Here is a 12,377-nt window from a genome sequence, read left to right on the forward strand (position 1 = left end):
ATATTTGAACCAATACCTTCAATAAACTCTAATTTTTCATTCCCGGCATAATACAGTTCAAAGTTGAACCTTATGTGTTTCCGGTTATTAAAAGTGTAAACAGAATCAACAATAGCTATTGTGTCACCATAGTTTGGTGATGAGAACTGATGAGTGTCCCCCACAGTTAGGGAAAGGTCAATTGAAGTTCTAACAGAAGTATCTGAGGTAGAGAAGTATTCAATTTTTCCTGTGGAAGTATCTTCATTCAAGAAATACTGATTGAGATCACTGTTTTTTAATTCCACTATTTTATAGTTAGTGGAGTTAATAGTTGTATCACCCGAAACAAATAAAGTATCCGTTTTTGTTCCCGGTAAGTTGTCTGTTTTCAACGTCCACTCACTGGAGTTGGTGAGTGTTTGTTCGTAAGGTTGTGCAACTAAACCAGCTGTCAACAAAAAGATAGATGAGAATAGCGAAGCAATAGTTTTGAGGGTATTCATAGAGTGAATTATTAGTTATTGAGCTAAGTTAAAAAAAAACAGGAGGTTACAAGTTTTTGGGCTCTGACCATTAGCCAACTATTAAGGTGGATTACCTAATTTAATCATGAAAAACTATGTATCTTCGCGCCAGAATTTAATACGGATACATTCATTTCATCGCAAAAAAATTGTCATGGCGAATCAAACGGCAAAACGTGATTACAGCACCAATCTAAACAATTGGTTAGAGCAGGAAAAAGCTGCTGTAAGCTTAATTAACTCTATAGGTAAATTGTTGTATGAAGACTCTGTTGAGCTCGTACTTTTTCGCAATCATCTCGTTGACCAAAGCGTGTCTGAGATTCTCAACATGCACGAGTACGCAAACAGCGTTGTGAAAAATCCGGTTACGATTTTTGATACCGAAAAAATTGCGGCAGAAATCCTCAAAATGGATTTAGCTGCATCAAAAATCGACATCGGGAAGTTGGCTGTTGAATACCAAAAAGAAGGTGATAAGTTCGATGACCTGAAAGAATTCCTCAAAGATCGCATTGGTTCATTTGTGAAAGGGTCTGGGTCAGAACCTGAGCCGAGAGATGTCGTGCTTTTCGGATTTGGTCGTATTGGTCGCCTCGCTGCTCGCGAACTCATCAAGCAGTTTGGTAAAGGTCAGCAGTTGCGTTTGCGTGCAATCGTAACACGTGACGACAGCGATAAAACAATCATCAAACGTGCAGCGCTATTGCGTAACGACTCTGTTCACGGACATTTCCCCGGAACTGTAAAAGAAGACCTCGATAAAAAAGAATTGGTTATTAATGGTCAGCGCGTTAAAATGATCGGAACCAATAACCCCGATCAGGTTGATTATACTGAGTACGGAATTGAAAATGCAATTCTCATCGACAATACAGGTGTTTTCAACAACAAAGAAGCGTTGAGTATTCACCTCAAAGCAAACGGAATTTCAAAGGTTGTGTTGACTGCTCCGGGGTCAGGTATTCCGAATATCGTTTATGGAATCAATCAGGATGAAATTGATATCGAAAACGATAAGATTCTATCTGCTGCTTCTTGTACTACGAATGCTATTTCTCCGGTTCTGAAAGTTGTACATGATGAGTTGGGAGTAGAAAAAGGACACATTGAAACGGTACACGCGTACACGAACGATCAAAACCTCCTCGACAATATGCACAAAAAACCGCGTAGAGGTAGATCTGCAGCTATCAACATGGTGATCACTTCAACAGGAGCCGGAAAAGCCGTTTCAAAAGTAATTCCTGATCTCGATGGTAGATTGACAGCAAACGCTGTTCGTGTTCCCACTCCAAATGGTTCATTGGCTATTTTGAACCTGACAGTAGGAAAAGACACTTCACCTGAAGAGGTCAATGAGATTATTCGTAAGTCTGCTCTTGAAGGTGAACTGGTAAACCAAATCAATTACCAGATGGATCCTGAGCTCGTGTCAAATGATATCATTGGTAACACTTGCTGTTCTGTTTTTGACAGCAACGCAACACTTGTTCACAACGATAAGCGTAATGTGGTACTTTACACATGGTACGATAATGAGTTTGGCTACACCAAACAGGTTATTCGTCTTGCCAAGTATGTAGCGAAAGTGCGCAGATTGCACTATTACTAGAATTGATATTTACAATATTCAAAAAGCCTCTTCATGGATTTGAAGGGGCTTTTTTTATTGATGTGATCGGGTTAGTAATTCATTAAACCGAAATAAAAAAAATCCGTTATATTTGAGAAAACAGACTTTATGCGAACTCTCCATTTAAAAATACCAGATTCAGTAGATAAAAATGATGCAGAACTGACTATGGTTATAGCTGTAAAGCTTTATGAAGATGGTGTTTTGTCATCTGGGCAAGCTGCTGAATCAGCGGGAATTTCTAAAAGAGCATTCATTGAATTACTGGGCAAGTATGGAGTCTCATTATTCAGTGATTCAAAAGATGTTTTAGAGTCAGATATTTCTAATGCATAAGTGTGTCATTGCTGACACTAGTGTTAGTGTGTTAATTGTTCTTGATAAGATGCAAGAATTATCACTTTTAAAGAGAAACAACGAGCTGTAATTGTGAGTTTCTTCTCTATTTCACGACAAACCGTTCAACACCTTTTTCTCCTTCTTTTGTTGTTATCTCCAGGAAATAAACTCCGGTATTGAGTGAGCTAACAGAGATTGTCTTATTGGAAAGCATTCCGGCTTTTACCGTTTGGCCTGTAATACTTCGAATCTTGTAAGAAGATAAGTTCAAGTCTGTTTGTAGTCTCAACTGGTTTGAGGTTGGATTAGGAAAGAGTGTGATGTTGAGATTTCTGAAAGGCTCAGGGCTGACACTCAATACATAGTAGCAATTATTAAGAGGCTCGCTGAATATCTCATCTTTTTGATCGATAAGAACAGTTCCGTTTCTTTCAAAACATATTAGACGAGGCATTCGTGGACCATCTATCGTTACAATGAAAAAAATTCCAGGTGAAAGTGGACCGGCATTACTGCCAATTCCTTCAACCCAGAATTCATCAAGAAATCCAAAATTAGCAGGGCCATTTTCAATAAAAAGTCTTTTATGACTAACTCCATTTATTGTAATGGTATCGACAGAGTCAATTTTTACAGTGTTCGTTATGACTCCATTGTCGTTAATTGGGCTAAACGGAGTGATTTGTGACACAGTTACTGAGTCTCCTTTTTCTAAACTGAAATCGTAAAGTAAGACTTCCTGAGTGCTGTCAGGATGAATTCCCCATACTTTTTGAGTGTTTGTGTCCTCACGAACCAGTCCGGCTAATTGTTTTTGTGAGGTTGAAGTTAATACAGTGTCATCAATCATATAATACTTATTATACGTATTGCCATTGACTGTGGAGTCACCATCAATAATGAATTTATAATCCCAAACACTCCACACAGCATTAGAATCCGGGAAGTGGGTTTGTTGTGAAAATAAATTTACAGTTGTAATTAGGGAAAGTATTGCGAGTAAATAGCTTTTCATAATGGTGTTATTTGACGATTAGTTTTTGTTGGATGATCAGTGATGATAAAATTCACATTACAGAGTTAGTCAAAAAAGATGAGAGTTCAAAATAAGCTACACTTCCTTAGCTGTATTGGATTGTTGAAGAATTACATCGAATTCAAGTACATTCGCTACATTTGTCTAAATCACAAGAAGAGAATATTTACAGGGTGAAAACTGATATTTAATAGATATTTATCTTTGATAGAAATGGAAATTATGGGATTTTCACAGCTTTATGCTAAAATAAGCTCCTTACCTGATGATATGAAATCTGAAGTAAATGATTTCATAGATTTTTTAATGAGTAAACGAAACAGTGAAGTGAAGAAAAATAAGCCAAAGTTTGGATGTGCTAAAGGACAAATTGAAATTTCTGATGACTTTGATGAGCCTTTAGAAGACTTTAAAGAATACTATGTTGCCAACGCTTAAAAAGTATGAAGTGCAAACATTCTGGTAGATTTCTATTTAGTTAAAACAAGAACCTCATTGAGCCAGGTTTCCAATTCATTCGCTACATTTGTGTAAATCACAAGAAGAGAGAATGTTTGCTGGTCATTGGGTTATATCGGTTTCTTTTTTGGTGCTTTTACTAGCGGCCTGTAACAGTGGTCAGCACGATAAAAGTGAGCCCTCAAAAAAGGAGTCTGAAAAAACCGAAGTAAAGTCAGTCAAAACAGAGAGCGAAAAGCAAGCTCAAGATCCTGATACACTCGATTTACGATCAGAACCGAAAGTTGAAGACGAGCCTGAGGTTACCCAAAAAAGCCAGCCGGTTGAGGAAAAGCCTGATGCTGAGTCGGGCTCTGACCGTGAAATTACTGACTCAACGAGTTCCACCCAAATAGATTCACTCCCTGATCGGCCAACTCAAAACGATGATGAGATCGTGGTGCAAAGGGAGCAACTCGTAAATAGGTCGGTTTTGAATATCATTCCAATTGAGGTTGAGGATACGGTTCTCACAACGCAAGATGACACGCTCATTCAAAAGCAGAGTTCTATTAAACCGGTTAATAAAACAACCATTACTGTTGAATACTGGCAGTCGCCACTGAACTCGAAAGGCTACAAGATGGCTAATAACAAGCTTTTACTCTTTGGCGTTGATGTAGATGAGGCGCACAAAATTTATGAGTTGCAGGATTCTCTCTATTTTAAGCATTTCAATAATTTTTATTCGGTGGAGCCTACTTTTGAATTAATGCAGCTAAAACCGGTTACATCAAAATCTATTTTGCTACAATTGCAGCAATAATGAAAGTTACATTTTACAAATACCACGGTACGGGAAATGACTTTGTCCTGATCGATGATCGTAAAAATGAATTTCCAGCTGATAATGCTGAATTAATAGGCAAACTATGCGAGCGCAGATTTGGAATAGGAGCTGATGGATTGATGCTGTTGCGCAATCATCCTACTCTCGACTTTGAAATGATCTATTTCAACTCTGACGGTCGCTACAGCAGTATGTGCGGAAACGGAGGGCGTTGCATTGTCGCCTTTGCGAAATTCCTGGGGATTATTGAAAATCAAACGACTTTTATGGCCGTTGACGGAGAGCACAAAGCCCAGTTCTCTGGAAATTGGGTAGAATTGCAAATGAACGCCAAAAGTGCTGTTGAGGAAAGAGACGGTGATTATGTTCTCGATACGGGCTCACCTCACTTTATTCATTTTCAGAACGCAGAAATTTCAAATGCCGATCTCAACAAATACGTAGAAGAAATTCGTTTTGGGGCAGAGTTTAAAGAAGAGGGAATCAACATCAATTTAGTTCAGCCTGTTGGTGAGGTTCTCAACATGCGTACTTACGAGCGCGGAGTTGAAGATGAAACATTTTCTTGTGGAACGGGTGTGACAGCCGTGGCAATCAGCAATGCCTTTAGAAAGAAACAGGATGGTAAAATCGATCAGCCGATTAAAGCTCGTGGTGGAGATTTAAGCGTTTCTTTTGAAAAAAACGGAAATGAAATTTCAAACATTTGGTTGAAAGGTCCGGCCGAGCAGGTTTTCAAGGGAGAGGTTGAAATATGAAAGGAGAAAAGGTAACACTCAGAGCCGTTGAGCCGGAGGATGTGGAGTTGCTTTACAATTGGGAAAACAAGCTCGAAAACTGGAAAGTGAGCAACACCCTGGCGCCATTTCCAAGAAATGTACTGGAGCAATACGCCCGATCAGATCAGGATCTTTATGCCTTCAAGCAAGCACGATTCATGATTTGTAAAAAGGAAACAAATGAAACTGTTGGCTGTGTCGATGTTTTTGATCTCGATTTGGTGAATGACAGGGCTGGAGTTGGCGTGCTAATCGCTAAACCTGAATACCGCGAAAAAGGCTATGCGAAAGAAGCTCTCGAAATACTCATCAAATACGCTTTTGAGATATTAAATTTGCACCAACTTTACTGTAACATACCGGCCGATAATGAAAAAAGCCTCAAACTTTTTGAGCAAATCGGATTTCAAAAAACCGGCACTTTTCACGACTGGATCAAGCGCAGTAACGTTTTTGTAGATGAATACACGCTTCAATTAATCAATAAGTGAGTCAGCTCAAAAAAATCATCATCGCTTTAGTGGTTCTCGTTTTGGTTGGTGTGGGAATTACAGCTTACCAACTCTACAAAACCATCAAGTCTCCCAACGTCCATATCCCTGATACGGAGGATCAATATTTTTACATCAGAACCGGAGCCAGTTTTGAAGAAGTGAAACAGCTTCTTTTAAATGAGGGATATCTCATCAATGAAAATACGTTTACCTGGGTTGCCGAAAAGAAAAAATACATCCAAAACATAAAGCCCGGGAGGTATCGGTTAAAGGAAGGAATGAGCAACAACGAGCTCGTCAACTTACTCCGTTCCGGCAGGCAGGTTCCCGTTCAGGTAACTTTTAACACGATCAGAACCCTCCACGAGCTTGCCGGAAAGGTGAGCAGCCAGCTTGAAGTGGACTCGCTAAGCCTGGACTCGGCTCTGACCGATAAAGAGCTCATGCAGCACTATGGTTTTGATGAAACAACTTTCATCTCCATGTTTATTCCAAATACTTATGAGTTTTACTGGAACACAAACGGGGAAGAGTTTATTGACCGAATGGCGCAGGAGTTTAAACGTTTTTGGACTGACGTACGCATTCAAAAAGCCAAAGAAATTGGGTTATCGCAAAGTGAAGTGGCCACTTTAGCCAGCATTGTGCAGCAGGAAACATTCAGAGCCGATGAAATGCCAAAAGTGGCAGGATTGTATTTGAACAGGTTAGAGCGGGGAATGAAATTACAAGCTGATCCTACTGTGAAATATGCTGTTGGCGACCCTTCTCTCAAGCGGATTTACTTCAAGCATCTAAAAGTAGAATCACCCTATAATACATACGTTGTTACAGGATTGCCTCCCGGACCAATAGCCGTTCCCGAGCGAAGAGCACTCGATGCAGTCTTAAATGCCGGGGATCACAATTATTACTACATGTGCGCTAAACCAGATTATTCAGGCTATCATGAGTTTGCCAGAACACTCGCTCAACACAACCGAAACCGGGCAAAATACATCCAATTTTTAAGAAGAGAAGGAGTTCGATAAGCGCTCCAACTTAAAGTGTTACCTTTGCCCGTCCTAAAAGGACGTATATGATATATTCCATGACAGGCTTTGGTAAAGCCTCGGGCGAATTGGGGAACAAAAAATTTGTGGTTGAAATCAAGTCGCTCAACAGTAAGCAGGCTGATATAATCGTGCGGATGCCCAGCAATTACAAGGAAAAAGAAATGGAATTGCGCTCGCTTCTGTACAAAACGCTAGAGCGCGGAAAAATCGAATTTTCGCTTTTTGTAGAAAACAACGGGGCTGAATCGAGCCACGGAGTTAATCAGGCACTTGCCCGCTCTTATTATTCACAACTGAAAGAATTAGGCGAATCAATTGGCGAGTCGAGTGATGACTACCTCGGTATCCTCATGCGCATGCCTGAAGTGCTACGTCCTGAGCGCGAAGAGCTCGATCCTGAAGAGTGGCAATACATTGTTCATCTTACCAGGCAGGCAGCTGAAAAGCTCATGGAGTTTAGAGAGCAGGAAGGATCTAAACTGGAAAAAGATTTCAGGGAAAGAGTGAATGAGATTGTTTCGCTTTCAAAAGTTGTTGAAGACAACGAAGAAGACAGAATCAACTCAGTTAAAGAACGTATTCAAAAAAGCTTAAACGAACTCGCATCCTCAGAAAAAAATATCGACTCAAATCGCCAGGAACAGGAGTTGATTTATTACCTCGAAAAGCTGGATATCACGGAGGAGAAAGTCCGCCTGAAAGCCCACTGTGACTATTTTGCGGAAACATTGAAAGGTGAAAAATCTCAGGGAAAAAAGCTCTCGTTTATCACGCAGGAAATAGGAAGAGAAATTAACACAATTGGTTCCAAGGCGAACAATGCACCCATTCAGCGTGCTGTAGTACAAATGAAAGATGAGCTCGAGAAGATAAAAGAGCAGATTTTAAATGTACTTTAATGAGCAATAAACTTGTTATTATATCAGCACCCAGCGGAGCCGGAAAAACAACAATCGTTCATGAGTTGTTAGAAGATACGCCCGGATTAGAATTCAGCATTTCAGCTACGAGCCGTGAACAGCGAACAACTGAGATTCACGGAGAGGATTATTACTTTTTGGGTGTGAAAGGCTTTAAAAATGCAATAGAAAAAGACGAATTTCTCGAGTGGGAAGAAGTTTACCCCGATCAGTATTACGGGACACTGAAAAAAGAAGTGAACCGTATTTGGGATAAAGGAAATTCAGTCATTTTTGATATTGATGTTGAAGGAGGGTTAAACCTGAAAAATCAGTTCGATGCTAAGGCACTTGCCATTTTCATCGAGCCGCCTTCTGAGAGTGCGCTTGAAGAGCGATTGAGAAAACGCAAAACTGAATCAGAAGAGAAAATTAAAATGCGCATTTCAAAAGCGCGAAAGGAATTGTCTAAAGCAAAACAATTTGATCATGTTGTTGTGAACGATGACCTGGATGTTGCTGTTGAGAAAGTAAAAGAATTAGTACAGGCATTTTTGAATGCTGAAAACAATTGAAATAAAACGATGAAACGAGCATGAACTTTTTTAATCAAAAATCACCTTTTTGAGAATGATTAAATAGTTGATGTGTGAGCGAAGCGGTTACTGAATGTGCAGAAATTTTATGCAGATTTTTGTAACCAGCAAAAAATTTCAAGCAGATGAACGTAGGACTCTACTTCGGTACGTTTAATCCTATTCACGTAGGACACCTCATTATCGCCAATTACATGGCGCAATATACTGATCTCGATCAGGTTTGGATGGTGGTAACACCACAAAACCCGATGAAGAAAAATCACAACCTGCTCGAGGATTACCACCGCCTTGAAATGGTGCGAATAGCTGTTGATGAAAATGACAAGCTCGATTACTGTGATATTGAGTTTAAATTGCCCAAACCATCTTATACATCCAACACTCTGGTTGCTTTAGAGGAGAAGTACCCTCAGCACGATTTCAATCTGATTATGGGAGAAGATAATTTGCGCACTCTTCACAAGTGGCAAAACCACGAACAGATTTTGGAAAATCACGAAATCTATGTTTATCCCCGGGCTCTGACCGAAGAAGAACAACAAAAAATCAAGCACAAAAAGAGCCGTTACGCTAATCACGAGAAAGTGAGGCTCGTGAAAGCTCCTATTATGAAAATCTCTTCATCGCTTATTCGAAAGGCAATTCACGAAGGAAAAGACGTGCAATATCTACTTACTGAGCCCGTTCACAAATACTGTGATGAGATGAATTTTTATAAATGATACATTACATTTGAAAGCACAAACACACTAAAGCCACATAAATTGAGGTTGAAGAAAATACACAAAATTGGTTTATCAGTGCTTTCGGGTGTGTTGGCTGGCGTTTCATGGCCTTCAACAGGCGGGCTCGTGCCACTTATTTTCATCGCATTTGTTCCGTTGCTAATTGTTGCTCAATCTCAGCTCGAAAGCTCTCAAAGAGGTGAAAAGAGCAGAGTTATTTGGTACGCATACATCGCTTTTTTAGTGTGGAATATCATATCAACCTGGTGGGTTTGGAATGCGTCATCATTTGGAGCCGTTGCTGCAATTCTCTTTAATGCGCTCTTTGTAGCCGTAATCTTTTCGCTTTTTCAGGCCACCCGTAAAACACTGGGTGATGTTCCGGGATTTGCAGGGCTCATTATGTACTGGCTGGCCTGGGAATGGTTTCACATGGACTGGGATTTATCGTGGCCGTGGCTCACCTTAGGAAATGTTTTTGCCGGGACTCCTAACTGGGTTCAATGGTACGAGTTTACAGGCGTTAACGGAGGAACGCTTTGGATTTGGCTCGTCAACATCGGTATTTTCAGAGCCGTTCAAAAATACCTGGCTTTTTCCACGGTCAGAGCCGCAATTCGACCACTGGCTACAACCGTCCTAATCATCTCGGTTCCGATCATTGCCGGATACAGCATTTACAGCAGCTACGAGCAACAGGGAAAAGAAGTTGAGGTGGTGGTGGTGCAGCCAAATGTAGATCCTTACAACGACAAGTTTGGTGGTTTGTCGAGCGAAGAGCAGGTAGAGAGAATTACAGATCTGGCTCGCCAAAAAGTAACCGGAAAAACGCGTTATGTCGTGGCACCGGAAACAGCTATTCCGAAGAGCTTTGACGAAGCGGAATTCAAACAAACAAATGAATACGCGGTTCTGAAAGAGTTGCAAAATGACTATCCAAAGACGAATATCGTAATTGGGGCGTCAACATTTGTGATTTACGGCAGGATGAAGCCTGATAGCCCAACCGCTCGCTATGCCAATCGCAACCAGATTTACTACGATTACTGCAACACAGCGGTTCATATCTCTACGAAGGACAGCGTTGAGTTTTACCACAAATCAAAGCTCGTTCCCGGAGTTGAGATGATGCCATTCCCCTGGTTATTTCAGCATTTTCAGGATTTGGCTTTTAATCTTGGTGGAACAACAGGAAGTCTAGGCCGACAGGATTACAGGGAATCATTTTCGAGTGAAGTTGGGAGTGTAGCCCCCGTTATTTGTTACGAATCTGTTTATGGCGAATACGTTGGTGATTATATTCACAAAGGAGCAGAAGCCATTTTCATCATCACAAACGATGGCTGGTGGGGCGATACACCCGGCTATCATCAACACCTGAAATACGCACAGCTGAGAGCCATCGAACACCGCAAATCAATTGCGAGATCAGCTAATACGGGAATCTCAGCATTCATCAATCAAAAAGGAGAGATAGAACAAAAAACTTCATGGTGGGAGCCTGATGTGATCTCATCTAAAATCGCGCTGAATCCTGAAAAAACCTTTTACACCAAACACGGTGATTACATGTCACGAACTTCTTTAGCTTTTAGTGGTTTACTATTATTGTTAGTTTTTGTAAGAAGACGACAGGCCGAACCAGATAAAAAGAAATAATTATGCAAAAGAAAGTAGGCGTACTTTTAGTTAATCTCGGCACACCAGATAATCCTGGAGTAAGTGCTGTGAGAAAATACCTTTTTCAGTTCTTGAACGATCCGCGTGTGATCGATTTACCATGGCTGGCAAGAGCCATTTTAGTGAATCTGATTATTGTTCCGTTCAGATCCTTTTCATCGTCAAAGATCTATAAAATGCTTTGGGATGACAGAGGTTCTTCTCTTCTCTATTTAGGTGAAGATCTTCGCGATGAACTACAGAAAAAAATGCCTGATCATATCGATGTTCATTTAGCAATGCGTTACCAATCTCCAAGCATGGAGAGTGTTTTGGAAAAAATGCGGATTAAGAATTACGATCAAATCATCATTCTACCACTCTATCCGCAATACGCTTCATCCACAACAGGCTCAACTCTTGAAAGAGCCATGAAGATCATGAAAAAATGGTACGTCATTCCTGAGGTTTCAATGGTGAGCCAGTACTGGGATCATCCGGGTTTTATTGATGCGTTTGTCGAGAGAGGTAAGCAATACAACATCGATGATTACGATCACGTGATTTTCAGCTATCACGGTTTGCCGGTTAGGCAGGTTGATAAAGTGTATGATGACGGCTTGCCTTGTGATGAACATGATTGCGAAACCAAAATAACCGAGCTCAACAAGTTTTGTTACAAAGCAACTTGTTATGCCACAACAAGAGCATTGGTGTCTCGCCTGAATATTCCGGAATCAAAATATACCGTTGCTTTTCAGAGCCGATTAGACAAGAATTGGTTAGAACCATTCAGCGATAAAATCGTTGAAGAGCAGGCTAAAAAAGGCGCTAAAAAGCTACTGGTCTTTAGTCCGGCCTTCACTGCCGATTGTCTCGAAACAACGGTTGAGATTGGTGATGAATACGTAGAGATTTTTGAGGAAAACGGTGGCGAGAAATTAGATCTCGTTCCCAGCTTAAATGTTCACCCAAAATGGGTTGAAACGCTGGAGGATATTATTATGAAGAGGGCTGTTGTTTAAAATAAATGATAGTGTAAAGATTTTCTCATAGTTTCACAGGAGGGAAGGGTTGAGACTACTCGTAAATCACTCTTTTGCACTTATATCAGAAACCTTTACCAAAAAGAAATTGGTTTTACATTTTTAAATTCTTCTCAGGGATTATATTAACTTAGCAGATAATGTTGAGGCTTAATTTCCATATAACTATTGCGCTTTTACTGTATAGTGCACTATTGTTCTCCTCCACCAACTACACCCAAACAAAATCCTTTTTCGTCCAAAACCAAGGACAGGTTTTTGATCAACATTTCAAGCCCAATGACGATGTCCGCTATTTGCTCAACGCCAATTCCGC

The 12,377-nt window shown here is 40.4% G+C and carries 14 protein-coding genes; 12 read left to right on the plus strand and 2 right to left on the minus strand.

The features are described 5' to 3' along the window. The coding region (locus tag RI557_RS10190; RefSeq protein WP_310683602.1) for a hypothetical protein at positions 1–485 on the minus strand (485 nt) is incomplete at its 3' end. Positions 486–660: 175 nt separating this feature from the next. Here RI557_RS10190 and RI557_RS10195 point away from each other — a divergent pair. Both RI557_RS10195 and RI557_RS10200 read left to right on the plus strand, forming a co-directional pair. Further along, positions 661–2,121 (plus strand): glyceraldehyde-3-phosphate dehydrogenase, encoded by a 1,461-nt coding sequence (locus RI557_RS10195; protein WP_310683604.1) that lies wholly within the window; start codon positions 661–663, stop codon positions 2,119–2,121. A 129-nt stretch (positions 2,122–2,250) separates the two neighbouring features. Then, a complete protein-coding gene (locus RI557_RS10200) occupies positions 2,251–2,478 on the plus strand; it encodes a UPF0175 family protein (protein WP_310667083.1) in 228 nt (75 codons plus the stop codon). Between the two features lie 106 nt (positions 2,479–2,584). On the opposite strand, the gene RI557_RS10205 is transcribed toward RI557_RS10200, so the two are convergent. Further along, entirely contained in the window at positions 2,585–3,496 is a 912-nt protein-coding gene (locus RI557_RS10205; protein ID WP_310667085.1) for a T9SS type A sorting domain-containing protein, read from the minus strand. Positions 3,497–3,739: 243 nt separating this feature from the next. Between RI557_RS10205 and RI557_RS10210 the strand changes: the two genes are divergently transcribed. The 10 genes from RI557_RS10210 (at position 3,740) to hemH (ending at position 12,040) form a co-directional block, all read left to right on the plus strand. Next, positions 3,740–3,955 carry a DUF2281 domain-containing protein gene (locus RI557_RS10210; protein ID WP_310683606.1) on the plus strand — a complete coding sequence of 72 codons (216 nt, stop codon included), beginning with the start codon at positions 3,740–3,742 and terminating at the stop codon, positions 3,953–3,955. A 112-nt stretch (positions 3,956–4,067) separates the two neighbouring features. Continuing rightward, positions 4,068–4,781 (plus strand): hypothetical protein, encoded by a 714-nt coding sequence (locus RI557_RS10215; protein WP_310683608.1) that lies wholly within the window; start codon positions 4,068–4,070, stop codon positions 4,779–4,781. Next, complete coding sequence (gene dapF / locus RI557_RS10220; protein ID WP_310683610.1) at positions 4,781–5,563, plus strand: diaminopimelate epimerase; 783 nt, start codon at positions 4,781–4,783, stop codon at positions 5,561–5,563. Before RI557_RS10215 ends, dapF begins: the two co-directional genes overlap by 1 nt. Then, positions 5,560–6,075, plus strand: coding sequence for a GNAT family protein (locus RI557_RS10225; RefSeq protein WP_310667088.1), 516 nt, complete (start codon positions 5,560–5,562; stop codon positions 6,073–6,075). Before dapF ends, RI557_RS10225 begins: the two co-directional genes overlap by 4 nt. Then, positions 6,072–7,109 (plus strand): endolytic transglycosylase MltG, encoded by a 1,038-nt coding sequence (gene mltG / locus RI557_RS10230; protein WP_310683612.1) that lies wholly within the window; start codon positions 6,072–6,074, stop codon positions 7,107–7,109. The genes RI557_RS10225 and mltG overlap by 4 nt, the downstream gene beginning before the upstream one ends. A 47-nt stretch (positions 7,110–7,156) precedes the next feature. Next, positions 7,157–8,032, plus strand: coding sequence for a YicC/YloC family endoribonuclease (locus RI557_RS10235; protein ID WP_310683614.1), 876 nt, complete (start codon positions 7,157–7,159; stop codon positions 8,030–8,032). After that, positions 8,032–8,607 carry a guanylate kinase gene (gene gmk, locus RI557_RS10240; protein WP_310683618.1) on the plus strand — a complete coding sequence of 192 codons (576 nt, stop codon included), beginning with the start codon at positions 8,032–8,034 and terminating at the stop codon, positions 8,605–8,607. The genes RI557_RS10235 and gmk overlap by 1 nt, the downstream gene beginning before the upstream one ends. A gap of 146 nt (positions 8,608–8,753) precedes the next feature. Continuing rightward, positions 8,754–9,353, plus strand: a complete 600-nt coding sequence (gene nadD / locus RI557_RS10245; RefSeq protein ID WP_310667094.1) for a nicotinate (nicotinamide) nucleotide adenylyltransferase — start codon at positions 8,754–8,756, stop codon at positions 9,351–9,353. A 48-nt stretch (positions 9,354–9,401) separates the two neighbouring features. Continuing rightward, complete coding sequence (lnt, locus tag RI557_RS10250; protein ID WP_310683619.1) at positions 9,402–11,015, plus strand: apolipoprotein N-acyltransferase; 1,614 nt, start codon at positions 9,402–9,404, stop codon at positions 11,013–11,015. 2 nt (positions 11,016–11,017) lie between these two features. Beyond that, complete coding sequence (hemH, locus tag RI557_RS10255) at positions 11,018–12,040, plus strand: ferrochelatase (protein ID WP_310683621.1); 1,023 nt, start codon at positions 11,018–11,020, stop codon at positions 12,038–12,040. Positions 12,041–12,377 lie beyond the last annotated feature (337 nt).

This window comes from Salibacter sp. (assembly GCF_031581065.1).
Classification (GTDB): domain Bacteria; phylum Bacteroidota; class Bacteroidia; order Flavobacteriales_G; family Salibacteraceae; genus Salibacter.